Origin of the sequence: Streptomyces sp. NPDC050617 (assembly GCF_040654795.1) — a bacterium.
Lineage (GTDB): Bacteria > Actinomycetota > Actinomycetes > Streptomycetales > Streptomycetaceae > Streptomyces.
The window spans coordinates 60,364-84,566 of sequence record NZ_JBFAIS010000023.1 but is presented as its reverse complement, the minus strand read 5'-3'; the positions used below and the strand labels follow the sequence as shown (position 1 = coordinate 84,566).

The window sequence follows — 24,203 nt, the reverse complement described above, 5'->3', positions numbered from 1 at the left end:
GCCGCGAACCGCGAACCGCGAACCGCGAACCGCGAACCGCGAACCGCGAACCGCGAACCGCGAACCGCGAACCGCGAACCGCGAACCGCGAACCGCGAACCGCGTCGCGGTAGCCGGGGAGGGGGGCCGTGCACGATAACCCGCCCCCGCTCCGTACGCCCGTGGGCCCCGACGCCCACCGCTGGCGCACGTTCCCCGGCCGCAAGACCGTCGTAGCCGCCGCCCGCACCGTCACCTCGACCGTGCGCGTCCTCGAAACCCTCCCGGACCTCCTGCGCGGCGACGACCGGCTGGCCGTCGTCTTCGCGTACGACCCCACCTCCGCCTTCAACGACGGGGTCATCGACCTGCTCCACGACGCCGGCTGCCGCGTCGTGCCCTGGCCCCAGCTGACCGGCGCCCGACCCGACCTCATCGTCTCCGCCAGCGAGAACATCGACGTCCCGGCGGGCGACTGCCCCGTGCTCGTACTCCCGCACGGCGTCGGCTTCCAGAAACAGGTGCCGGACTCCCGCTCCGCGCGCAGCCGCCTGTCCGGGATGGTGCCGGACGCGCTGCTGGAGGCGGGCCGGGCGTGGCTGGCCGTCTCGCACCCGGAGCAGGAGGAGCAACTGGCCGCCGCGCACCCGAAGACCGCCGGGCGCACCCTGCTCGTCGGCGACCCCTGCTTCGACCAGCTGCTGCGCGGCCTGCCGCGGCGCGACGAGCACCGGCGCGCGCTCGGCGTCACGGGCGGCCGGCGGCTGGTCGTGCTCAGCTCCACTTGGGGCCCCACGTCACTGCTCGGCCAGGACTCGGACCTCGTACGCAGACTGCTGGCCGAGCTGCCGTGCGACGAGTACCGGGTGGCGGCCATAACCCACCCCAACGTGCCTTCTTGGCACGGCTATTGGGAGATCAACAGGATTCTCGCACCGGCCGTGGAGGCCGGTCTGCTGCTGATGTCGCCGGTGCACGACTGGCGGTCCGCGCTCACCGCCGCCGACGTCGTCATCGGGGACCACGGCTCGGTGACCCTGTACGGGGCCGCGCTCGGCAAGCCCGTCCTGCTCGCCGCCTTCGGCAGCGACGCGGTGCCGGGTACGGCCGCCGCCGGACTCGGCCGCGCCGCGCCCCGTCTCGATCCGCGCGGCGACCTGTACGAGCAGGTCGAGGAGGCCGTACGGACCCACGCCCCGGACCGCTACGCGGACATCGCGCGGCGGTCGTTCGCGGACCCGGGCCAGGCGGTCGCGCGGCTGCGCACCGCCGTGTACGAGCTGCTGAAGCTGCCCGAACCGCGCTCCGCGCCTCCCCTGCCGACGCTCCCCACACCGGCCTCCTCACCCGCCGCCGACGTCACGTCGTGGTGCGTGGTGACCACGGCGTCCGCCGAGTCGGGGCAGTGGACGGTCACGGTCCGCCGCCGCCCCGCGGCGGCGTTCGAGGATGCCGCGGCCGACGAGGAGACGGAGGAAGGCGTCTACGCCCACCTGGCGAGCGACAGCGCGGAGCCGGACCAGCGGCTGGCGGAGAGCGCGTCCGTGCTGCTCAACCGCTCCCCCGCGCGGACCGCCGTCGCCGCCCTCCGCTGGATCGACGAGACGCTGGCCGGGTTCACCGGCGGCTTCCTCGCAGCGGCGGCGCTGGACGGCGGGGGCGTACTGGCGGGGCTGCGCGACGGGCGGAGGGCGGAGGCGACGGCCACCGGCTCGGACACCGACCCCGGCCTGTGCGCCGCCGTGCTCTACACCTGCCTGCGCGCGGGCATCCCGCTGGACAGCACGATCGTGACCCTGCGCGTAGGGGCGGTGCGCGAGGAGGATGTGGCCCTGCGCCTTCGCCCCACCGCTCAGCTCCCCTGACTCTCCGGCCCCTCCAGCCGCTCCCGCAGCGTCTCCGCCTCAGGGCTGCCGCCCGCCGAGTAGATCTCCAGCGCCCTGGCCAGGTGCGCCCGTACGGCCGCCCGCCCGCCGCCCGTACGCTCCTCGATGTCCGCGAGCAGCACCAGCGCCTGCGCCTCGTAGTGGGTCGCGTCGACCTCCCGCAGCACCCGCGCCGCCGCGGTCAGCGCCCGCGTCGCCTCGCCCGTGTCGCCCGCGTGGTCGTGGGCCGCGCCCAGGGCGGCGAGCGCGCGGGCGGCCATCCGGGCGTCGCCGCGCTCCGTCAGCCGCTCGTACGCGCCGCGCAGGGTCTCCAGCGCGCCGCGGTGATCGCCGCCCGCGTCCTGCGCGCACCCCAGGAAGTAGGCGGCGATGGCCGCGCCGCGCTCCTCGCCCGCCTCGGTGTTGAGTTCGAGGGAGAGCCGGTACGCGGCCATGGCGCGGGCCGGGTCGAACCGGTCCCAGTACCGGCCGGAGAACTCCTGCACGGACGCCCGCAACACCGTGTGCCCCGAGACGTCGGCGCACGCGACGGCCGCCTCCAGCTCCGTGCGCGCCCGGTCGTACGCGCCGAGGTCCATCAGCGGCCGGGACAGCAGGCTGCGCAGCCGCGCCTCGGCCGCGGGCACCACGGACTCGGTGGCCGAGGCCGCCCCGAGCTCCAGGGACTCCTTCCACTCCGCCAGGTGCCGGCGGTGCAGGAAGAGGACGGTGAAGGCTTCCGCCAGCTGCCATACGGGCGTGTGCAGCCCGTGCCGGGCGGCTTCGCGCAGCACGGCGAGGATGTTGGCGCGCTCGGCCTCCAGCCACTCCAGCGGCTGCGGCCCGGCGGCCTGGTCCGCGTCCGCGAAGGGGTCGGGAGCGCCGCTCAGGAAGCCGTCGAGATCGGCGATGCGCAGCCGGTCCGCGCGGATGGCGCGGTCGGCGAGCGCGGTGAGGGCGAGGTAGTGCGTCACCACCCGTTCCGTCAGGGCGCGCAGCGCGGTCTGCGGCTCCTCCTCGGCGGCGCGCTCGCGGGCGTGCAGCCGTACGAGGTCGTGCTGGCGGTAGCGGCCCTCGGGGGTGACGTCGAGCAGCCCGGCCGTGACCAGGTCGTCCAGCAGGGGTCCGGTGTCCGCCGGGGCGAGGTCCGCGGCGACGGCGGCCGTGCCGTCGTCGAAGGTGCGGGCCGGGAGCCGGCCCAGCAGCCGGTAGAGGCGGGCGGCGGCCGGCTCCAGTTCGCGGTAGGCGGGGCCGAGCGCCGCGGACACGGAGTGCTCCCCTCGTAAGGCCATGCCGGTCAGCCGCTTTGTCTCGTCGGCGAGTTCGGCGGCCAGGGCGGTCATCGTCAGCCGGGGCGAGGCCGCCAGCCGCGCCGCGACGACGCGCAGCGCGACCGGCAGTCCGCCGCACAGCTCGACCAGCCGCTCGGCGGCCGCGCGCTCCGCCGCCACCGCTTCCTCGCCGCAGCGCGCGGCGAGGAAGCGCATACCGCCCTCGTGGTCGAGCGGATCGAGCGGCATCAACCGGGCTCCATCGAGGACGAGTTCTCCGAGACGGGCGTTGCTCGTGGCCAGAACGGCGCTGCCGGGCCCCTTCGGCACGAGGGGTCTGACCTGCGCGGGGTGGTTCACGTCGTCGAGTACGACGAGCATGCGGCGGCCCGCGGAGCGCGTACGGAACAGCGCGGTCCGCTCGGCGAGCGACGTCGGCATATAGGCGTCGACGACCCCGAGGGCCCGGAGGCCCTGCGCGACGGCCTCGGAGACGTCACCGCCCTCCCCGTCGCGCAGAGCCGAGAAGTCGATGTAGATCTGCCCGTCCGGGAACAGGTCGCGGGAGAGCTGCGCCCACCGGCAGGCGGTGGCCGTCTTGCCGATGCCCGGCAGCCCGGTGAGGAGGCCCAGGCCGATCCCCGCGTCCCCCTCGCCGCTGCCGCGCAGCAACCCGTCGAGCTCCGCCAGCTCCCGCACCCGGTTGACGAACCGGGTGGTCAGCGGCGGCACCTGATCCGGTTTCGGCCAGCTGTCGAGCTCGGGCATCTGAATCATGGTGTAGGTGATGCCGCCGTGGATCTGACCGGCCTGCACGCTCGGCCCGTACACGTTCCCGGACAGCTCGTTGGTGACGTGCTGCGCCGCGGCGCGCCCGTCGGAGACGTCGCTCACCGCGGCGCCTGCCCGTCCCGGCCGGGCGCCACGGCGGCGCCCGAGCTGTGGAAGGTCAGGTTGGAGAAGTCCCGCCCCTGGACGACCGGGCCGTGCTGCACGCCGCCGCTGACGGTGTTGGTCACCGAGCCGGTGCCCCGCCCGTCCGCCGCCGGGTCCAGCTCGGCCAGCAGGGCGCGCAGCTCGTCGGCGGCCGCCGGGTCCGCCTGGAGCACGCGCCGCAGCCGCAGCCGCCACCCGGCCTCGACGTCGCCGGCGGTCTCCTGGTCCGCTTCGTCGCGGGCGGCCGTCAGTTCGTCACGGGAGAGCTCCAGCTCGTCGTCGACGGAGCTCTCGTCCCCGCCGCGAGCGAAGAACCGCGCCAGCCGCTGCTTCGCCTGCGCCCAGGCGTCGGACGCCATCAGCCCGACCACGGTGGTCGCCCCCGACGCCGCCAGCGCCGCCAACTCAGCCTCCACGGTTGCCCCCTCTGTGCCCGCGCGGCCGTCATGACGTTCATGAAGCCGCCGGTGACACCGTAGAGAGAGCGCGGGGACTTTGGGTAGCCCGGCCCCGGCCCGCGGGCGTCCGGCCCGACCCGAACGGCGTACGCGAGGGGGCGTGGTGGCACGCACACGCGTGCCCCGCACGCGGGGAACGCGTGCGGGGCACCCCCGGTCGGGCCGCCGTTCGGTCAGGCGACGACCTGCCCGTCATGCAGCTTCGCGATGGCGTCGGCGTCGTAGCCGAGGCTCGCGAGGACCTCGTCGGTGTGCTCGCCGAGCAGCGGCGAGCCGGCGATGTCGGGCGTGAAGTCGGAGAACTTGATCGGGCTGCCCACGGTCAGATACGTGCCGCGGTCCTTCTGCTCGACCTCGACGACCGAGCCGCTCCGGCGCAGCGCCGGGTCGACGGCGATCTCCTTCATGCTGAGCACGGGCGCGCACGGCACCTCGAAGGTGCGCAGGATGTCGACGGCCTCGTACTTCGTCTTGTCGGCGAGCCACTTCTCGATGTCGGCGAAGATGTCGAAGATGTGCGACTGCCGCGCGCGGGCGGTGGCGTACTCCGGGTCGTCGACCCACTCGGGCTTGCCGATGGCCTCGCAGGTGCGCGCCCAGTTCTGCTCCTGGATCGTGAAGTAGATGTACGCGTTGGGGTCGGTCTCCCAGCCCTTGCACTTGAGGACCCAGCCGGGCTGGCCGCCGCCGCCCGCGTTGCCGCCGCGCGGCACCGCGTCGCCGAACTCGCCGTTCGGGTACTGCGGGTACTCCTCCAGGTAGCCGAGCCGCTCCAGCCGCTGCTGGTCGCGGAGCTTGACGCGGGAGAGGTTGAGCACGGCGTCCTGCATGGACACCGACACCTTCTGGCCCACGCCGGTCGCGTTGCGCTGGATGACCGCGGTGAGCAGGCCGATCAGCAGGTGCATGCCGCTGTTGCTGTCGCCGAGGGCCGCGCCGCTGATGGTCGGCGGGCCGTCCCAGAACCCGGTGGTGGACGCGGCGCCGCCGGCGGCCTGCGCGACGTTCTCGTACACCTTGAGGTCGGACCAGGGCGAGTCCTCGTTGAAGCCCTTGACCGAGCCGAGGATCAGCCGGGGGTTGAGCTCGTGGATGTGGTCCCAGCCGAGGCCCATGCGGTCCATGGCGCCCGGCGCGAAGTTCTCGACGAGGATGTCGGCGCCGCGGATCAGCTTCTCCATGACCTCCTTGCCCTCGGGGGCCTTGGTGTTGATGGCCAGCGACCGCTTGTTGCTGTTCAGCATGGTGAAGTAGAGGGCGTCCACGTCGGGGATGTCCCGCAGCTGACGGCGGGTCACATCGCCGCCGTTGGTGCGCTCGACCTTGATGACGTCGGCGCCGAACCAGGCGAGCATCTGGGTGCACGCGGGGCCGGCCTGGACCCCGGTGAAGTCGATCACCTTGATGCCTGCGAGCGGCTTCTCACTCATGGCGGCTTCCTTCTCGTGAGTTCTCGGTGTGCGGGTGAGGGTGGGATGTACGGGGGCGGGCGAGGGGAGGGGCGGCCCCGGGCCCGGCGCTCACTTCTTCGCCGGCGCGATATTGCCGACGGTGATGCCCTTCGGGTTGAGGTGCGAGATGTGCCCGCTCTCGGTGCCGGCCGAGGGGTCGATCGCACAGTCGATGAGGGCGGGGCCGCCCGAGGCCAGCGCCTCGGTGAGGGCGGCGGTGACCTCCGCGGGGGTGGTCGCGCGGTAGCCCTTGCCGCCGAACGCCTCGATCATCGTGTCGTGGCGCGCCTGGAGCATCAGGGTCGTCGGCGACGGGTCGGTCTCCAGCGGGTTGACGTCGTCGCCCCGGTAGACGCCGCCGTTGTTGAGGATGACCGTGACGATCGGCAGCTTGTAGCGGCAGATCGTCTCCAGCTCCATGCCGCTGAACCCGAAGGCGCTGTCGCCCTCCACGGCCACGACGGGCGCTCCGCTCTCGACGGCCGCGGCGATGGCGTAGCCCATGCCGATGCCCATGACGCCCCAGGTGCCGCTGTCGAGACGGTGCCGCGGCACCTGCATGTCGATGACGTTGCGGGCGATGTCGAGCGCGTTGGCGCCCTCGTTGACGATGTACGTCTCGGGGCGCTCGTGCACCACGTCGCGTACGGCCTTCAGGGCGCCCATGAACTGCATGGGGTGCGGGTCGGCCGCCAGCCGGTCCGCCATCTTGGCGACGTTCTTCGCCGAGCGCGCGCCCAGCTCCTCCCGCCAGGCGGCGGGCGCCGCGATCTGTCCGGGCTTGGTCCGCTCGGCGAGCGCCTCGAAGACCGATTCGATGTCCCCGACGAGCGGGGCGGCGATCGGCTGGTTGCTGTCCAGCTCCTTCGGCTCGATGTCCACCTGGATGAACTTCGCGTCGGGGTTCCACTGCGGCGCCTCGCCGTGGTTCAGCAGCCAGTTGAGCCGCGCGCCCACCAGCATCACGACGTCGGCCTTCTTCAGCGCCAGCGAACGGGCGGTGGCCGCGGACTGCGGGTGCCCGTCGGGCAGCAAGCCCTTGGCCATCGACATCGGCACGTACGGGATGCCGGTGGACTCGATGAACTCCCGGATCCGGTCGTCCGCCTGCGCGTACGCGGCCCCCTTGCCGAGCATCACCAGCGGCCGCTCGGCGCCCGCCAGGAGCTCGATCGCCCGGTCCACCGCGTCGGGCGCGGGCAGTTGGCGGGGCGCCGGGTCGACGAGCCGGCTGAGCGTCGCCGCGCCCGTCCGCGCGTCGAGCACCGAGCCGAGCACGGCGGCCGGGATGTCGAGGTAGACGCCGCCGGGGCGGCCGGAGATCGCGGTGCGCAGCGCGCGGGCGATGCCGCGGCCGATGTCCTCGACGCGGCTCACCCGGTACGCGGCCTTGCAGAACGGCTGGGCGGCGGCGAGCTGGTCCATCTCCTCGTAGTCGCCCTGCTTGAGGTCGACGAGGTGGCGCTCGCTGGAGCCGGAGATCTGCACCATCGGGAAGCAGTTCGTGGTGGCGTTGGCCAGCGCGACCAGCCCGTTGAGGAAGCCCGGCGCGGAGACGGTGAGGGCCACGCCGGGCTTCTTGGTGAGGTATCCGGCGGCGGCGGCCGCGTGCCCGGCGTTGCTCTCGTGCCGGAAGCCGATGTAGCGGATGCCCTGCGCCTGGGCGAGGCGGGCCAGATCGGTGATCGGGATGCCGACCACCCCGTAGATGGTGTCGATGTCGTTGAGCTTCAGCGCGTCGACCACCAGGTGGTAGCCGTCGGTGAGCTCGGGCTGAGCGGCGGCGTCTGCGGCGGCGTCGGCTTCGGCGCCGGCGGCGGTCTCCGGTGCGGTGGGGGCGGTCTCCGGTGCGGTGGGGGCGGTCATGGTCCGAGGACCTCCTTGGGCGGTCTGGCCTTTCCGGCTTCGTCTTCCACCATCCGCAGCGGCTGTGGCCGCGTCCAAGATTCATCGGCGACCAGCCGATAACCGACGTCTATCGAGCCCTGGTCAGGGCCGTAAGACCGCCCTCCTGGGGCCGTTGATAGAAGCTCGCTATCGGTCGTTCGCCAGCGCGTATTGGACGGTCGCGGCGCGCCCGCGCAGGCTCGCTGAGGAGAGCTCCCGAAGATCTGCTGCCGCCCGAGGGCAGCAGCCCGACCACCAGAGGAGGCGGAGGTCATGGCCGTACCGACCGCGACGTCCGTGGACGAGACCAACCCCTCCCGGCCCGGCCGGGCCTACCGGCCCCCGGAGCTCACGGGCCTCGACGACCTCCTCAACCGGCCGACGCGCGAGCGCCCCGGCGCGCCGGCGCTCGTCGTGGGCGGCGACCGGCTGCCCCTGTCGTACGGGGCGCTGTCCGCGGCGGCCAACGCCCTCGCGGTGCGGCTGACCTCGGCGGGCCTGGGCCGCGGTGACGTGGTCGCCCTCGTCTGCGCCAACACCGCCGAGTTCGCGGTGGGCCTGCTGGGCGCGGCGCGGGCCGGACTGGTGGTCGCGCCGATGGACCCCGCCCTGCCCGGCTCGCAACTCTCCGCGCGGACCGGAGCCCTGGGCGCGCGGGCGGTCCTGCTCGGGCCGCCGGCGGCCGGCGCCGCCCCGGTCGCGCGGATCGACGCCCCGGCCTGGCCCCTGCGCGTCACCGTCTCCCCCACCGGGAAGACGACGGCCGCCCTGGACACCGGCGGCGCTCCCCCGGCCCCCGCCGGTACGGGCGCGTCCCGCGAGCTGACGGCCGACGACGCCCTCGTCCTGTTCACGGCAGGGACCACCGACCGGGCCAAGATGGTGCCGCTGACCCGCGCCAACGTGGCGGCCTCCGTACGCGGCATCTGCGCCACGTACGAGCTGGGGCCGGACGACGCGACGGTCGCCGCGATGCCGCTCTTCCACGGTCATGGGCTGTTCGCGACGCTCCTGTCCTCGCTGGCCGGCGGGGGCCGCGTGCTGCTGCCGGAGCGCGGACGGTTCTCGGCGCGTACGTTCTGGAGCGACGTGCGGGCCGTGTCCGCCACGTGGTTCACCGCCGTCCCGACGATCCACGAGATCCTGCTGGACCGGGCGGAGGACGAGTACCCGGGGGACCAGGCGACCGCTCCGGGCCGGAAGCCGGCCCCGCTGCGGTTCGTCCGCAGTTGCAGCGCCCCGCTGAACACGGCCACGCAGCGGGCCCTGGAGCGCACCCTCGGCGCGCCGCTGCTCTCCGCGTACGGAATGACCGAGTCCGCGCACCAGGCGGCCAGCGAACCGCTGCCGCGGCGCGGCCCGTTGAAGCACGGCTCCGTCGGCCGGCCCACCGGCGTCGCCCTGCGGGTCCTCGACCGCGACGGGCTGCCGTGCCCGACGGGCGTACAGGGCGAGGTCTGGGTGCAGGGCCCCACCGTGGCCCGCGGCTATCTGGCCGATCCGGCCGAGACGGCGCGCAGCTTCGCCGACGGGTGGCTGCGCACCGGGGACCTGGGGTCGCTGGACGAGGACGGCTACCTGTTCCTCACCGGACGCCTCAAGAACCTCATCAACCGCGGGGGCGAGAAGATCTCGCCCGAGCATGTCGAGGACATCCTCGCCGGGTGCCCCGGCGTCGCGGAGGCCGCCGTGTTCGCCGTGCCCGACGCGCATTACGGTCAGCGGGTCGGCGCGGCCGTGGTCGTACGCGGGGGTGTGCGCGGCGGCGAGAGCCCCGGCTCCGAGCAGATCCTGCGCTACTGCCGCGACCGGCTGGCCGCCTTCGAGGTGCCGGACCGGCTGGAGATCGTCACGGAGCTGCCGCACACGGCGAAGGGCGGCCTGGACCGCGCGGCGGTGGAGGCCCGGTACGCGCGCTGAGGGCGCCGCGCCATCGGGCTCCCCTCACCTGACCCGGTGCTCGGAGGGCAGCGGCTGGTCGAAGACCTCGTCCAGGGACAGCCCCGTGGCGGCGTTCATGAACGCGCGGGCGACCACCGAGCCGGGCGTCGCGGCGTGTATGGCGACGGAGACCTGCGCGCTGGCGTCGGGGTCGACCAGGCGCACGGCCCGCGTCCGGCCGCTGACCGGCATGGCGCGCATCCAGGTGTGCGGCACGATGCTCGCCCACTCGCCGACGCCGACGGTCGCGTAGAGGGAGGCGACCGAGTCCGTCTCCAGCTGCGGGCTCACCACGACCCCGTTGTCCGCGAACACCCCGTCGATGAGCTGCCGGACCCTCATATCGGGGGTGAGCAGCGCGAGCGGCAGCTGCGCCGCCTCGGCCCACGTCATGGTGCGGGTCTGCGGCGTCAGCTGCTCCTCGGAGGCCAGCAGCACATACCGCTCCCGGTAGAGCGGCACCACCTGAAGGCCCTCCCGGTCCTCGGGCCCGAAGTGCGCGATGGCGGCGTCCAGCTCGAACTCGCGCAGCTGCCGGTGCAGCTCCCGCGCCGACAGCCGCGAGCTGACCTGCACCTTGGCCAGCGGGTGCGCCGTCCGGAACGCGGCCACGGGCAGCGCCAGGGTCGTCGACGCCGTGGGGTCCGTACCGAGGCGCAGCGTCCCGGTGATGCCCGACTGGACGGCGGCGACCTCGGCCTTGAACGCATCCTGCTCGGCGAGGATCCGCTTCGCCCACACGACGAGCCGCTCGCCCTCGGGGGTGAGGCCCTCGTAGTTGTGCCCCCGGTTGATCAGGGTCACGTTCAGCTCGCGCTCCAGTTTGGCGATGGCCGCCGACAGCGCGGGCTGCGATACGAAACAGGACTCGGCCGCACGCGCGAAGTGCCGCTCCTTCGCCACCGCCACGAAATACTCCAGCTGCCGGAACAGCATCGGCGGCTCCTTCCTCGTCGGCTTCCCCGCCGGCCACGGGGAATCGTCGCAGAATTATCCCTGAAGAGGACAAAGCCCCCGTACGCGAATGCGCCGCAGGCGAATACCCTGAGGCACCACCGTCGCGCCGTCCCCAAGCGACGGAAACTACGAGCTGACAGCCGGCCCGAACGGAATTCAGCCGCCTCAGCTATCCCCGCCCCCAGCCGCCTCAGCTATCCCAGCCCCTCAGCCGCCTCAGGCGTCCGCGTCGAGGAGCCGCGTGAAGATCCGAACGAGCTGATCGAGATCGTCGTCGGACAGGACGCCGACGGCCGGGGGCGGGCGCAGCAGAATGGCGTCGATGGTCTCGATGGCCCGGTGCCCGGCGGCCGTGAGCGTGACCAGCTTGCGCCGCCGGTCGTCGGGGTGCGGCCGGCGCTCGACCAGGTCGTGGGCTTCCAGCTTGTCGACGATGAGGGTCGTGTACGGGGCGTCGAGCCCGTTCGCCGCCGCGAGCTGGCTGAGCGTCACCGGCCCCTCCCGGAGCTGGAGCAGGATCTTGCCCCGGCCGCCGCCGAGCCGGAACCCGAGCGCCTCAGCCAGCTCGCCCCGGCGGCCGTGGGACTCGACGAACCGCTGCATGAGCGCCCACGCCCGCTGAGCGGGCTCACCCGCGCGCTCCGCCGATCCCGAGGCCCACCACGACCTCGCCGGGCCGGAGGAAGCAGACGACCCGCAAGATCCCACTGATGCCGACGATCCCGACGATCCCGACGAGGTGGCTGTCATCGGCCGTCTCTCCCGTGTCCCTCAGTACCCCGGCGTCCCAGAGCCTCACACCATATGTACGGCACTCCGGCGCGCCGCGCTCACCACGCTACCGCCCGGCCGGGAAAGCCGACGTGGCGCAGTCCGGGTTCAGGAATGCCGGAGATAGACCTTGTCGGCGATACGCCGCCTTCCTTCGGCCCGGACGAGCAGAAAGGCGTCGGTAAACCTATCGGCGCCGTGCCGGAGCGTCATCCGCGCGGTCGACAGGACCGGACGGGATTTCGTCAGCCGCTTTCCGAGCGGACTCGGGTGCGGGAAGGGGCGACCGCCCGCCGCTGACGTGGCGTCAGAGGGTGAGGACGATCTTGCCCTGGAGATGGCCGGCGTCGAGCAGCCGGTGGGCGTCGGCGACGCGCTCGAACGGGAACGCCTCCTGCACATGGACCCGGAGCCTGCCCTGTTCGACGAGGCCGACGAGTCCGCGCAGCCCGGCCGGGTCCGGATCGACCGCGATGCCGGAGAAGCGCATGCCCGCCGCCTCGTACCTGGCGACGAGCTCCGCATCCCCCTCCGAGACCGCCGTCACCAGGTGTCCGCCCGGACGGAGCACCCCGAGCGACCGCTCGACCGTGTCGCCGCCGAGCGTGTCGAGCACCACGTCGACGTCGCGGACCGCCGCGGCGAAGTCGACCGCCGTGTAGTCGATCACCTCGTCCGCGCCGAGCCCCTCCACGAACGCCCGCTTGCTCCCGCTCGCCGTCGCGATCACATACGCGCCGAGCGCCTTCGCGATCTGGACCGCGATGTGACCGACCCCGCCGCCACCGCCGTGGATCAGGACCCGGTCGCCCTCGCCCACGCCGCCGAGGTCGACGAGGCCCTGCCACGCCGTCAGCCCGACGACCGGCAGCGCCGCCGCCTCGGCATGCGGGAGCGACGCCGGCTTGCGCACCAGGTGCAGCGCCGGCGCCGCCACGACCTCCGCGTACGCGCCCGCCGCCCGCGGGAACAGCGGCATCCCGAACACCTCGTCCCCGGGCCGGAACCGATACGTCAGCGCCCCCTCCTCGACCACGCCGCTGATGTCCCAGCCGAGGACGAACGGCGGCCGGCCGAGCAGCGGAGGGAACTCGCCGCTCCGCAGGAGCGCCTCTATCGGGTTCAGCCCGATCGCCTTGACGCGGACGAGAACCTCGGTCGGCAGGACCCGCGGCTCGGGCGCCTCCACGACGGCCAGCACTTCGGGACCGCCGAGCGCCTGCTGGGTGATGACTCGCATGACTCTCTCCAGAACTGTGAAGGGGGGAGAGAATCCAGGCTAGGTATCCGAAAGGAACCGACAGGTGCCTACGGCCCCCCGACCGCTCGCAGCCGTCCGCCCAGCCGCCCACCAAGCCCCGGAAACGAAAAATCCCGCCCGGTCGATACGACCGGACGGGATTCCCTCAACTGCTCCCAAGCGGACTCAGGAACAGTCATTGCGGTGGACCTGTGGGGATTTGAACCCCAGACCCCCTCGATGCGAACGAGGTGCGCTACCAGACTGCGCCACAGGCCCTTGCAACGAGTGAAACTCTAGCACCCCGATCGGGCTACGCGGAAATCCGCTCCCCTCCTGGCCAGCGACGGAACGCCGGGAGGGGCCGATCACTCGTTGGCGGCGCGGGGGCGGTCGTCGTCGGCGTACTGGTCGAAGAGGGGGGTGCGGCCGCGGTCGCGGGCGCGGCGGCGGGAGCGGGACGGGCGCTGCGGCTCGGCGGCCGGCTGCTCCTCGGGCTGCTCCGGGGCGGGTTCCGCGGGGCTGGAGCGGGCCGAGCTCCAGGTGTCCGGGGCGCCGAGGTCGACGCTGCCGCTCGCGCGCGGGGCGACCGGGGCGGTGACGTACGTGGGCAGCGGTACGGGCACGGGCTCCCAGCTCTCGCCCGCGCCGCCGCGGCCGCGCTCGCGCTGCTGGTCCACCCACTCGGCGTGGTCCGTCTGCTCCACGAGGGCGCGCCGCCCCGCCGCGTGCACGGAGGGCGTCGGCGGCGCGGGGGCGTCGGGTTCGGTCCGGGGCTGGGCGGCGGGGTCAGCCGGGGCGTCGGCGATGGTGGGCGACTCCGCCGCCGGCTGAGGGTGTGGGCGGCCCTCTCGCAGCCGCTGGGCGGCGAGTTCGGCCCGGCGCTGGTCCATGGTGAAGGCGAACCGCCGCTTCTCCTGGACCCGCAGATAGACGATGTACGCGCTGAGCAGCACGGCCGGCACGGCCGGGGCCCACAGGAAGGCGAGGCCGCCGACGCCCGCGACGACCGCGCCGACCGTGAAGCAGAGGAACAGGACCACGGTGGTGCGCCGGCGGCGCGCGAGCACCTTCGAGCGCCGGGCGCGCTCGGCGGCCGTGGGAGCGGGGGCGGAACCGGGCCCGGGGGCCGAGCCGGACGCGGGCGCGCCGAAGGGCCGGACGTCGACCTTGTCGGTCGCGGCGTCCGGCACGGGGGCGCTCCGCTCGGCGGCGGGGGGCCCGGTGGGGTCCCCCGCGTCGTCGGAGGCGCTTCCCTCCAGGTCCGTCAGGTCCTTCTGGTCCTTGGCGTATCGGCGCTCCATCCCCGCCCGGCCGGACAGCAGCCGGATGGCGGTGGAGAAGCGTTCCGTCGGACGGGCTTCATTGAGCTCGTCCTGCCTACGGAGCCACATCGGCACCAAGTAGGCGGCCCAGGCCCCGACGATGACTGCGTAGATGAGGCCGCTGCTGCTCACGCTTCACACCGTAGAGGGGCATGCGCAAGCGCATCCGCCAATTGGCGCGGTGTGTCGCACGATCTGGCCGATATCTCGAACTTTTTTTGTGATTGTTTGGTTCGGCACCTCGCGAATGCGGTCATTTGGCAGCCGAATTCGAACACATATTTTATTTCTGCGAGGCGTTGGGCCGTACGCGGTGCCACCGGGTCAGCAGCCCCTCCGGGACCTCCTCGGCCGTCAGCACATAGACCAGATGGTCCCGCCAGCCGCCGTCGATGTGGAGGTAGCGCGGCCGCAGCCCCTCCTCACGGAAGCCGAGCTTCTCCACGACCCGGCGGCTGGGCCCGTTCTCCGGCCGGATGCACACCTCGATGCGGTGCAGCCCGACCGTCCGGAAGCAGTGGTCGACCGCGAGGGCGACGGCCGTCGGCATGACGCCGCGGCCGGCCACGGCCTCGTCCACCCAGTAGCCGACATGACCCGAGCACATCGACCCCCAGGTGATCCCCGCCACAGTCAACTGCCCGGCCAGCCGCCCCTGGTACTCGATGACGAACGGCAGCATGCGCCCCGCGTGCGCCTCGGCGCGCAGATGGCGCACCATCTGCCGGTACGTCGGCCGGTGGATCACCGGCCCGCCGGGCGGCGGCGGCGGGATGGTCGCCTCCCAGGGGCGCAACCACTCGCGGTTGCGCCGGTTGACCTCCCGCCACGCCCGCTGGTCCCGCAGCCTTATGGGCCGCAGTGACGTATCGCCGTCCGCCAGCTCGGCCGGCCAGGGGGCGTTCAGTTGACGCTCCCCGACGGTCTCGGATGGTCCCCGCCCCGGATCTGGTCGACGGCGTGCACCAGCAGCCGCCCCAGCACGGCCAGGCCGTCCCGGACCCCGCCCGTGGATCCGGGGAGGTTGACGATGAGCGTCGTCCCGGCGACGCCGGCCAGCCCCCGCGAGAGGGCCGCCGTGGGAACCTTCGCGAGCCCCTCCGCCCGGATGGCCTCGGGGATGCCGGGGATCTCGTAGTCCAGGACGCGGCGGGTCATGTCGGGCGTGCGGTCCATGGGCGAGATGCCCGTGCCGCCGGTGGTCACCACCACGTCGTACGAGGCCGCCACCGCCTCCCGCAGCGCCTCCTCGACCGGGTCCCCGTCGGGCACCACCCGCACCTCCCCGACCTCGAAGCCGAGCGCGGCCAGCCCCTCGGCGAGCAGCGGGCCGCCCCGGTCCGGGTAGACGCCGGCGGCCGCCCGGTTCGAGGCGGTGACGACCATCGCGCGGTACGCCGCCGGGCCCGCGCTCACGCCGCGCCGCCTTCCCCGCCGTCGCGGGTCCAGGTCCCGGACTTGCCGCCGCTCTTCTCCTCGACCCGTACGTCCGTGATGACCGCTCCCTTGTCGACCGCCTTCACCATGTCGATCACGGTCAGCGCGGCGACGGTGACGGCGGTCAGCGCCTCCATCTCGACGCCCGTGCGGTCGGTGGTCTTGACGGTGGCGGCGATCTCGACGGCGTCGTCGGCGACCGTCAGGTCGACCCGCACCCCCGAGACCGCCAGCGGATGGCAGAGCGGGATCAGCTCGGGGGTGCGCTTGGCGCCCATGATGCCCGCGATACGGGCCGTGGCGAGGGCGTCGCCCTTGGGGACCCCGGCGCCGCGCAGCAGCTCCACGACGCGTGGCGCGACCAGCACGCGGCCGGTGGCGCGGGCCGTACGGGCGGTGACGTCCTTCGCGGAGACGTCGACCATGCGGGCCGCGCCGGCCGCGTCGAGGTGGGTGAGGCGGGGCGGGGTGCCGGGGGCGCCGCCGCCCTCGGGGGTGGCCATCGGGTCCTGCGCGCTGCTCATCGTTCTCCCGGTCCGGTCCTTTTGGGCAGATACCGTACCGGCCGGAGCCGTCGGTCAGTCGAGGAGGACCACGTCGACCTCCGCGCCCGGCTCCACGGAGGTGGCGTCCTCGGGGACGACGATGAGGGCGTCGGCGTCGGCCAGCCCCTTGACCAGGTGGGAACTGGAGCCGCCGACGGTGGTCACCGCGCCCGCCTCGGCGTTGTAGCGGCCGCGCAGGAATTGACGCCTCCCCTTCGGGGAGGCGTCCACGCCGTCCACGCACACGGCCCGCACGGTCGTGCGGTCGATTGGTTCGAGGCCCATCAGGGCGCGGATCGCGGGGCGTACGAAGAGCTCGAAGGAGACGTACGAGCTGACCGGGTTGCCCGGCAGGGCGAGCAGCGGGGTGCGGGCCGGCCCGCCCTGGCCGTCGCCGATGAAGCCGAAGCCCTGGGGCTTTCCGGGCTGCATGGCGAGCTTGCGGAAGTCGACGCTGCCCTCGTCGCCGCCGAGCCCGGCGAGGGTCTCCTTGACGACGTCGTACGCGCCGACGCTGACGCCGCCGCTGGTGACGATGGCGTCGGCGCGGATCAGCTGGTCCTCCAGGGTGGAGCGGAGCGTCTCGGCGTCGTCGGCCACGGCGCCGACCCGGTAGGCGATGGCCCCGGCGTCGCGGGCGCAGGCGGTGAGCATGAAGCTGTTGGAGTCGTGGATCTGGCCGGGGGCCAACTGCTCGCCCGGCTGGATCAGTTCGCTGCCGGTCGACATGACGACCACGCGGGGGCACGGGCGGACCTTCACGGCGGCCCGGCCGATCGCGGCGAGCAGGCCGATCTGGGCGGGGCCCAGGACCGTGCCGGCGGACAGGGCGAGGTCGCCCGCCGCGACGTCGCTGCCGCGCGCGCGGACGTGGGCGCGGGCCGCGGCCGGGCGGTGCACCCGGACCTCGCCCCCGGCGGCGTCGGGGGCGGCGCTGTGCGCGGTCATCGTGTCGGCCGGGCCGCCGCCCGTGCCGCCGTCGGTCCACTCGACGGGGACGACGGTCTCGGCGCCGGGCGGCAGCGGGGCGCCGGTCATGATGCGGGCGGCCTCGCCGGGGCCGATCTCCGGGAGGTCGCCGCTGCCCGCCGCGATGTCGCCGACCACGGTCAGCACCGCCGGGAACTCCTCGCTCGCCCCCGCGACATCGGCGACGCGCACCGCGTAGCCGTCCATCGAGCTGTTGTCGAAGGGCGGCAGGGCGGCGGGGACGGTGACGTCCTCGACGAGGACGCAGCCCTGGGCGTCCAGCAACTGCAGCTCGATCGGCTCCAGCGGGCGGATCCGGGCGAGGATGTCCGCGAGGTGTTCGTCCACCGACCAGACCCGGTCCGGGGCTGCCGGGGCGTCGGGCCGCGCACGGCCCCCGCCCTGCTCGCTGCCCCGGTCACTGCCCTGCTCGGCGGCCTTGTCGGCGGTGCTGGTCAAAGTGCTACATCTCCTCGGTGACGTAACTGCGGAGCCAGGTCCGGAAGTCCGGCCCCAGGTCTTCACGTTCGCATGCCAGTCTGACAATGGCACGGAGATAGTCACCACGGTCCCCAGTGTCATAGCGGCGGCCCTTGAAGACCACGCCGTGCACCGGGCCGCCGAGATCGGGGTAGGCGGCGAGGTCCTGGAGGGCGTCGGTGAGCTGGATCTCGCCGCCGCGGCCCGGCTCGGTCCTGCGGAGCACCTCGAAGACGGCCGGGTCGAGGACGTAGCGGCCGATGACGGCGTAGTTGCTGGGGGCGTCGGCGGCGGCGGGCTTCTCCACCAGGCCGGTGACCTGGACGACGTCCTCCTCGCCGCCCGGCTTCACGGCGGCGCAGCCGTAGAGGTGGATCTGGGCGGGGTCGACCTCCATGAGGGCGATGACGCTGCCGCCGTGCTGCGCGCGCACCTCGATCATCCGGGCGAGCAGCGGGTCGCGGGCGTCGATGAGGTCGTCGCCGAGGAGCACGGCGAAGGGCTCGCTGCCGACGTGCGGCGCGGCGCACAGCACGGCGTGGCCGAGGCCGCGCGGGTCGCCCTGGCGGACGTAGTGCATGGTCGCGAGGTCGCTGGATTCCTGTACGCGGGCGAGCCGCGACTCGTCGCCCTTGCGGCGGAGGGCTTCTTCGAGCTCGTAATTGCGGTCGAAGTGGTCTTCCAGGGGGCGCTTATTCCGCCCGGTCACCATGAGGACATCGGACAGTCCGGCGGCGACCGCTTCTTCCACCACGTACTGGATCGCCGGCTTGTCCACGACCGGCAGCATTTCCTTGGGGGTGGCTTTGGTGGCCGGAAGAAATCGGGTTCCCAGGCCTGCGGCCGGGATGACAGCCTTGGTGATCCTTGAGTGCGAGGAAGTCATGGGCCGAACCATATCGGCTGGCATTGCGGGGAAGATGATGGTCCGGTGAATATGAACTGAGAGAGCGGAATTGTGTGCACAGTGACCAAATATGAAGGTAACAAAGGCGAGTTGCGACAGGCCCTCCTCGCGGTGAGGGCCGGGTTGACGGCCGGTGAAGTCGCGGCGGCGGGAGAGGTCTTCGCGCTGCGCGCGCTGGAATTGCCGGAGCTCACGCGGGCGCGCACCGTCGCCGCGTATGTGTCGGTGGGCGGCGAGCCGGGGACCCGCCCGCTGCTGGACGCGCTGCGCGAGCGGGGCGTGCGGGTGCTGCTGCCCGTACTGCTTCCGGACAACGATCTGGACTGGGCGGAGTACGCGGGCGCGGACCGCCTCGTACGGGCCGGGCGGGGGCTGCTGGAGCCCGACGGCGGGCGGCTGGGGCCCGGCGCGGTCACGGGGGCCGACGCGGTGCTGCTGCCGGGCCTGGCGGTGGACGGGCGCGGCATGCGGCTCGGGCGCGGCGGCGGCTCGTACGACCGGGTGCTCGCCCGGCTGGCGCGGGCGGGCGCCGATCCGGCGCTGGTGGTGCTGGTCTACGACGACGAGGTGGTCGCGCGGGTCCCGGAGGAGCCGCACGACCACCTCGTGCACGCGGCGGTGACGCCGTCGGCCGTCCGCCGTTTCGCGGCCGTCCGCTAGCACGGCCCGCTGGAACGGGCCGGCCACTGGATCGGGTACGAGCCGGGCCCCGGAGGTTTGAACCCCCGAGGCCCGCTGAGGCTCGACGCTTGCGGAACGGACCGCCCCGGAGGTTTGAACCCCCGCGGGCCGCTGAAGGACGCCGCTAAGGCTTGAGGACCAGTGAGTCCTTGGTGGCCTTCTTGACGGCGTCGGAGCTGTAGGCCCAGGGGAGCAGTTCGCCCCTGGCCCACATGTCCGTCTGGTCGTAGTAGTGCGCGTTGTAGGCGTGCCCGGAGGCGCCGGTGAGATTGATCCAGCGGGACTTGTCGAGGTCCGCGAGGTTGACGACCATCCGCATCGACGGGACCCATACGACGTCGTAGCCGCCCGCCGCGTTCCAGCCGCTGGCGTCGACCGCCGCCTCGCCGCCGCCGAGGTTCCAGGGGCCGCGGTTCAGGAGGAACTGGACGAAGCCGGGGCCCTCCTTGCCGAGCGTCTGGTTCTTCAGCGTCAGCTGGTGCAGCCGGCCCCAGCTCCAGGAGTTGACGTCCTTGCCGAGCTTGGAGGTCAGCTCCCAGCGGGCGTCCTTCATGGCGTGGGCCAGCAGGTCGTCGCGGTTGCGGGCACCCGGGTTGGTGCGGGTGCCGCTGGTCTTCCACCACTCGCTGTCGGGCTTCTTGAGGATGTTGCGGACCACCTCGAACCAGCGGTCGCCGCCGTCGGGCTGCGCCTGGTCGGGTTCGCGCTGGCCGCACTCGGTGACGAGCCGGGTGTTGCCGTTGAGGTCCTCGGCCGGGCCGGAGTCGTTGGTGGGCTTCACCCGCAGGCACTGGCCCTCCACCCGCAGCTCCTTGGGCAGCTTGTTGCCGAAGGCGAGCTTGAGGGTGTTGCGCCAGACGGCGTTGAAGTACGCGGCGGCCGCCGAGTCGGGCTCCTGGGTGTAGTCCCAGCCCTCCAGGAGCTTCTGCGCGTCGCGGATGTACTGCGTCTCCTTGGCCTTCAGGTGCAGGCTGCCGAGGTCGATCTTGAGCAGATAGGGCGTCAGCAGCTTGGCGATCTCGCTGCTGCTGTCCATCTGCATCTTCTGCATGTCGTCCGTCGAGATCTTCCCGCCGTCCTTGATCTTCGACTGGATGAGGTCGTTGATGCGCTGGCTGCGCGCGCCGTAACCCCAGTCGTCGGTCAGCGGGTACGGGTACTTGTCCTTGTCGACGACCGCCTGGTTGGCGGTGACGATGTAGCCGGACTTGGGGTTCTTCTCCCAGGGCAGCTCGGACTGCGGGATGTACCCCTTCCACTGGTAGGCGGGGTCCCAGCCGGGGGCCGGGTAGCGGCCGTCGCCCTTGGTGCCGCCCTTGCCGCGCACCGGGATCTGCCCCGGAGCCTGGTAGCCGATGGTGCCCTTGGTGTCGGCGTAGATCAGGTTCTGCGAGGGCACCTGGAAGTCGCGAGCCGCCTTGCGGAACGAGTCGAAGTCGGTCGCCTGGTTCAGCTCGAAGACGGCGTCCATGGACTTGCCGGGGTTCAGCGCGGTCCAGCGCAGCGCCACCGCGTAGCCGTCGGCGCGGTCGGGCGCGGGGTCCTTGACGGGTGCGTTCTGGCCGACCTTGACGAGCTCGGAGTCGCGGTCGGAGACGATCGGCCCGTTGTTGGTCGAACGGACCGTGATGACGCGGTCCCTGCCGCCCGCGACCTTGATGGTCTCCTTGCGGGTGGTGAAGGGCTTCTGCTTGCCGTCGAAGAGGTACGTGTCGGCGGTGACCTTCTCCAGGTAGAGGTCGGAGACGTCCGCGCCGAGGTTGGTCATGCCCCAGGCGATGTCCTGGTTGTGGCCGATGACGACGCCGGGCATGCCGGAGAAGGTGTACCCGGCCACGTCGTACGGGCAGGACGCGCTGACCTTGTTGCAGTGCAGGCCCATCTGGTACCAGAGGGACGGCATCTGCGGCGCGAGGTGCGGGTCGTTGGCGAGCAGCGGCTTCCCGGTGGTCGTGTACTTGCCGGAGACGACCCAGGAGTTGGAGCCGATGCCGTTGCCGCTGGGGCCGAGCAGCGCCGGCACGGAGCTGATCTTGGAGGACAGCGTGTTGAGGCCGTTGTGCAGCCCTTGCGTGAGGCCCTTGCCGCTGTTCCCCTGTGTGCCGCCGTTCCCCGTGGTCGTGCCGGAGCCGGCCGTCGCCTTGGGGTCGAACTGCTTGGTGAGGCTGTTGACCGCGCCGCCCTCGACGATCGGCTTGTTGCGGCCGTACGGGTACGGCGGGTACAGCTCCTCGATCTGCTTGGCCGACAGCCGCGTCGAGGCGAGCGAGCGGTCGATCTCGTCCTGCATGTTGCCGCGCAGGTCCCAGGCCATGGCCTTGAGCCAGGCCACGGAGTCGACCGGGTCCCACTTCTCGGGCTTGTAGTCGTTCTGGAAGTCCAGGGCGGCGTACTCGGCGGAGAGCGCCTTGCCCTTGTGGTCCTTCAGGTAGGCGTTGACACCGTCGGAGTACGCCTGGAGGTTCTTCTTGGTGCTCGCCGAGAGCTTGGTGTCGTACTCCTTCTGCGCCACCTGCCGCCAGCCCATGGTCCGCAGGAAGGCGTCCGTCTTCACCTGTCCGGACCCGAACATCTCCGAGAGCCGGCCGGCCGTCATATGGCGGCGGACGTCCATCTCCCAGAACCGGTCCTGGGCCTGTACGAAGCCCTGCGCCCGGAAGAGGTCCTCGGCGTTGTCGGCGTAGATCTGCGGGATGCCCTTGTCGTCCCGCTTGACCTGTACCTGTCCGGACAGCCCCTTGAGCTGCACGGAGCCGGAGGTCTGCGGGAAGGAGGCGCGCACCGTGTCGACGCCCCAGTACGCGCCATAGCCGACGCCCGCCACGAACAGCAGCACGAGGGTGATCACGAGCAGACGGGCGCGTCGGCCCTTCTTCTTGCCGGACTTCGGGCCGGTCTCCTGGGGGGAAGCGCCGGTCTTGTTGGCGGGCATCGCTGTCCTTCGAGGGGGCAGGGTGGTCCTGGAGTGCTGGAGCAACCATAGGCGCACCCCCTGTCACGTCCCTACGCGGAGTCGCCGCTGGGCTCCCCCTTCTCCCCTTCGGCCTCCTCTTCGACGCCGCGTCCTCCCCTTCCTCCCTCTTCTTCGAAGCCCCATCTCCGCGCGTGAAGCGCCCCTTTACCGTGCGCGGCGCCCCTCTTCGAGCCGCCGCAGCGACCAGCAGGCGTTAAGAACCCGTAAAATATTAGGCAAGGCAATGAAGTTACCGGTCGTCCGGGGAGCAGTTCCGGCCGATATGGCGTGAAAAGCACGAGAAAGGTCCGGCCCCTGACTGTCAACCACCTCAACGAACTCCTGCTGATCTGCTCCCTCGTGCTGCTCTCAGCCGTGGCAGCGGTCCGGGTCTCATCCCGCAGCGGGCTCCCCAGCCTGCTCATATATCTGGGCATCGGCGTCGCGATAGGCCAGGACGGCATCGGTGTCGTCTTCAACGACGTCGGTCTGACACAGGTCATCGGCTACGCGGCCCTCGTGGTGATCCTCGCCGAGGGCGGCCTCGGCACGAAGTGGAAGCAGATCAAGCCCGCGCTGCCGGCCGCTGCCGTGCTCTCCACCTTCGGCGTCGCGGTCAGCGTGGGCGTCACCGCGACCGCCGCCCACTACCTGGCCGGCATGGAGTGGCGGCAGGCGCTGATCATCGGCGCGGTCGTGTCCTCCACCGACGCGGCGGCCGTCTTCTCCGTCCTGCGCAACGTTCCGCTGCCCTCCCGCCTCACCGGTGTGCTGGAGGCGGAGTCCGGCTTCAACGACGCGCCCGTGGTCATCCTGGTCGTGGCGTTCTCCACCGCCGGACCGGTGGAGCACTGGTACCTGCTCATCGGCCACATCGCCCTGGAGCTGGCCATCGGCGCCGCCATCGGCCTCGCGGTCGGCTTCCTCGGCGCGTACGGCCTGCGGCACGTGGCCCTGCCCGCCTCCGGCCTCTATCCGATCGCCGTCATGGCCATCGCGTTCACCGCCTACGCGGGCGGCTCGATCGGGCACGGCTCCGGCTTCCTCGCCGTCTACCTCGCGTCCCTGGTCCTCGGCAACGCCAAACTGCCGCACTCGCCCGCCACCCGCGGCTTCGCCGAGGGACTCGGCTGGATAGCGCAGATCGGCATGTTCGTCCTGCTCGGCCTGCTGGTCACCCCGCACGAGCTGGGCGACGACATCCTGCCCGCGGTGGTGGTGGGGCTGGTGCTGACGGTGGTGGCCCGGCCGGTGTCGGTCTTCCTGAGCACGGCGCCGTTCCGTACACCCTGGCCGGAGAAGGCACTGCTCTCCTGGGCCGGGCTGCGCGGTGCGGTGCCCATTGTGCTCGCCACCATCCCCATGGTGGCGGAGGTGCCCGACAGCCGCCGGATGTTCAACATCGTCTTCATCCTGGTGATCATCTACACCCTGGTGCAGGGCCCGACCCTGCCCTGGCTCGCCCGGCATCTGAGGCTCCGCGACGACGAGGCCAAGGACCTGGGCATCGAGTCCGCGCCGCTGGAGCGGCTCCGCGGCCATCTGCTGTCCATGACCATCCCGGAGAACTCGCGGATGCACGGCGTGGAGGTCGCCGAGCTGCGGCTGCCCGCCGGGGCCGCGGTCACCCTGGTCGTACGGGACGGCACCAGCTTCGTGCCGCTGCCCTCGACGGTGCTGCGGCGCGGCGACGAGCTGCTGGTCGTGGCCACCGACCCGGTGCGGGACAAGGCCGAGCAGCGGCTGCGGGCCGTCGGCGAGGGCGGCAAGCTGGCCGGCTGGCTGGGCACCACGGGCGGACCGGGCCGCGGCCCCGCGGGGAACGCGGCACGGAAGCCGTCGGGAGCGGCCGGGAAGACGGGAGGTACGGCCGGGAAGACCGGCGGAGCCACCGGGAAGGCGGGCGGAACCGCCGGGAAGCCGCCGGGGCCCGGAGGCAGGGTGACGGGGGCGGTGGCCGGAAAACCGCCGGGCTCGTCGGGCTCCTCGGCTACGTCAGGCTCGTCGGGCTCCTCGGCCTCGTCGGGCAAGGCCACGGGGCCGGGGGACAAAGCGACCGGATCGGGAGGCAGCACGGCCGCGAAACCCGGCGGAAAACCGTCCGGGAAACCACCGGGGAAGGCCATGGGTAACATGAAACGGCAATAACC

Annotated in this window: 18 protein-coding genes and 1 tRNA gene; 4 read left to right on the top strand and 15 right to left on the bottom strand. The window is 72.6% G+C overall.

The features are described from left to right. Positions 1 to 128 precede the first annotated feature (128 nt). Positions 129 to 1,844, top strand: a complete 1,716-nt coding sequence (locus AB0I49_RS27265; RefSeq protein ID WP_363229736.1) for a hypothetical protein — start codon at positions 129 to 131, stop codon at positions 1,842 to 1,844. Here AB0I49_RS27265 and AB0I49_RS27260 read toward each other — a convergent pair. The 4 genes from AB0I49_RS27260 to oxc all read right to left on the bottom strand — a co-directional run bounded on the left by AB0I49_RS27260 (position 1,832) and on the right by oxc (position 7,826). Then, positions 1,832 to 4,009: an NB-ARC domain-containing protein gene (locus AB0I49_RS27260; protein WP_363229735.1), complete on the bottom strand. Its 2,178-nt coding sequence runs from the start codon at positions 4,007 to 4,009 to the stop codon at positions 1,832 to 1,834. The genes AB0I49_RS27265 and AB0I49_RS27260 overlap by 13 nt on opposite strands. Beyond that, positions 4,006 to 4,467, bottom strand: a complete 462-nt coding sequence (locus AB0I49_RS27255) for a hypothetical protein (RefSeq protein ID WP_363229734.1) — start codon at positions 4,465 to 4,467, stop codon at positions 4,006 to 4,008. The genes AB0I49_RS27260 and AB0I49_RS27255 overlap by 4 nt, the downstream gene beginning before the upstream one ends. A gap of 215 nt (positions 4,468 to 4,682) precedes the next feature. After that, positions 4,683 to 5,939: a formyl-CoA transferase gene (frc, locus tag AB0I49_RS27250; RefSeq protein ID WP_363229733.1), complete on the bottom strand. Its 1,257-nt coding sequence runs from the start codon at positions 5,937 to 5,939 to the stop codon at positions 4,683 to 4,685. 90 nt (positions 5,940 to 6,029) lie between these two features. Further along, on the bottom strand, positions 6,030 to 7,826 hold the full coding sequence (gene oxc, locus AB0I49_RS27245) for an oxalyl-CoA decarboxylase (RefSeq protein ID WP_363229731.1): 1,797 nt from the start codon (positions 7,824 to 7,826) through the stop codon (positions 6,030 to 6,032). Positions 7,827 to 8,120: 294 nt separating this feature from the next. Here oxc and AB0I49_RS27240 point away from each other — a divergent pair, with 294 nt between their 5' ends. After that, a complete protein-coding gene (locus tag AB0I49_RS27240; RefSeq protein WP_363229730.1) occupies positions 8,121 to 9,767 on the top strand; it encodes a FadD7 family fatty acid--CoA ligase in 1,647 nt (548 codons plus the stop codon). 24 nt (positions 9,768 to 9,791) lie between these two features. On the opposite strand, the gene AB0I49_RS27235 is transcribed toward AB0I49_RS27240, so the two are convergent. The 10 genes from AB0I49_RS27235 to galU all read right to left on the bottom strand — a co-directional run bounded on the left by AB0I49_RS27235 (position 9,792) and on the right by galU (position 18,398). Continuing rightward, a complete protein-coding gene (locus tag AB0I49_RS27235; RefSeq protein WP_363229729.1) occupies positions 9,792 to 10,724 on the bottom strand; it encodes a LysR family transcriptional regulator in 933 nt (310 codons plus the stop codon). A 237-nt stretch (positions 10,725 to 10,961) separates the two neighbouring features. Further along, positions 10,962 to 11,348 carry a MarR family transcriptional regulator gene (locus AB0I49_RS27230; RefSeq protein WP_363229728.1) on the bottom strand — a complete coding sequence of 129 codons (387 nt, stop codon included), beginning with the start codon at positions 11,346 to 11,348 and terminating at the stop codon, positions 10,962 to 10,964. 475 nt (positions 11,349 to 11,823) lie between these two features. Continuing rightward, entirely contained in the window at positions 11,824 to 12,756 is a 933-nt protein-coding gene (locus AB0I49_RS27225; protein ID WP_363229727.1) for an NADP-dependent oxidoreductase, read from the bottom strand. Positions 12,757 to 12,961: 205 nt separating this feature from the next. Next, a tRNA-Ala gene (locus AB0I49_RS27220) sits at positions 12,962 to 13,035 on the bottom strand. An 89-nt stretch (positions 13,036 to 13,124) separates the two neighbouring features. Next, positions 13,125 to 14,213 (bottom strand): gephyrin-like molybdotransferase receptor GlpR, encoded by a 1,089-nt coding sequence (glpR, locus tag AB0I49_RS27215; protein ID WP_363229726.1) that lies wholly within the window; start codon positions 14,211 to 14,213, stop codon positions 13,125 to 13,127. 151 nt (positions 14,214 to 14,364) lie between these two features. After that, the gene (locus AB0I49_RS27210; RefSeq protein ID WP_363229782.1) at positions 14,365 to 14,988 is read right to left on the bottom strand and encodes a GNAT family protein; all 624 of its coding nucleotides are present in this window, start codon (positions 14,986 to 14,988) and stop codon (positions 14,365 to 14,367) included. Then, the gene (locus AB0I49_RS27205) at positions 14,985 to 15,497 is read right to left on the bottom strand and encodes a MogA/MoaB family molybdenum cofactor biosynthesis protein (protein ID WP_363229725.1); all 513 of its coding nucleotides are present in this window, start codon (positions 15,495 to 15,497) and stop codon (positions 14,985 to 14,987) included. Before AB0I49_RS27205 ends, AB0I49_RS27210 begins: the two co-directional genes overlap by 4 nt. Next, positions 15,494 to 16,021, bottom strand: a complete 528-nt coding sequence (moaC, locus tag AB0I49_RS27200) for a cyclic pyranopterin monophosphate synthase MoaC (protein WP_363229781.1) — start codon at positions 16,019 to 16,021, stop codon at positions 15,494 to 15,496. Before moaC ends, AB0I49_RS27205 begins: the two co-directional genes overlap by 4 nt. Positions 16,022 to 16,096: 75 nt before the next feature. After that, positions 16,097 to 17,380: a gephyrin-like molybdotransferase Glp gene (gene glp / locus AB0I49_RS27195; RefSeq protein ID WP_363229780.1), complete on the bottom strand. Its 1,284-nt coding sequence runs from the start codon at positions 17,378 to 17,380 to the stop codon at positions 16,097 to 16,099. 115 nt (positions 17,381 to 17,495) lie between these two features. Continuing rightward, positions 17,496 to 18,398, bottom strand: a complete 903-nt coding sequence (galU, locus tag AB0I49_RS27190) for a UTP--glucose-1-phosphate uridylyltransferase GalU (RefSeq protein ID WP_363229724.1) — start codon at positions 18,396 to 18,398, stop codon at positions 17,496 to 17,498. 111 nt (positions 18,399 to 18,509) lie between these two features. On the opposite strand from galU, the gene AB0I49_RS27185 reads away from it, so the two are divergent. Then, positions 18,510 to 19,079 (top strand): 5-formyltetrahydrofolate cyclo-ligase, encoded by a 570-nt coding sequence (locus AB0I49_RS27185; RefSeq protein ID WP_363229723.1) that lies wholly within the window; start codon positions 18,510 to 18,512, stop codon positions 19,077 to 19,079. Between the two features lie 145 nt (positions 19,080 to 19,224). On the opposite strand, the gene AB0I49_RS27180 is transcribed toward AB0I49_RS27185, so the two are convergent. Further along, on the bottom strand, positions 19,225 to 22,032 hold the full coding sequence (locus AB0I49_RS27180) for a penicillin acylase family protein (protein WP_363229722.1): 2,808 nt from the start codon (positions 22,030 to 22,032) through the stop codon (positions 19,225 to 19,227). A gap of 381 nt (positions 22,033 to 22,413) precedes the next feature. Between AB0I49_RS27180 and AB0I49_RS27175 the strand changes: the two genes are divergently transcribed. After that, positions 22,414 to 24,201 (top strand): potassium/proton antiporter, encoded by a 1,788-nt coding sequence (locus AB0I49_RS27175; RefSeq protein ID WP_363229779.1) that lies wholly within the window; start codon positions 22,414 to 22,416, stop codon positions 24,199 to 24,201. Positions 24,202 to 24,203: the final 2 nt, after the last annotated feature.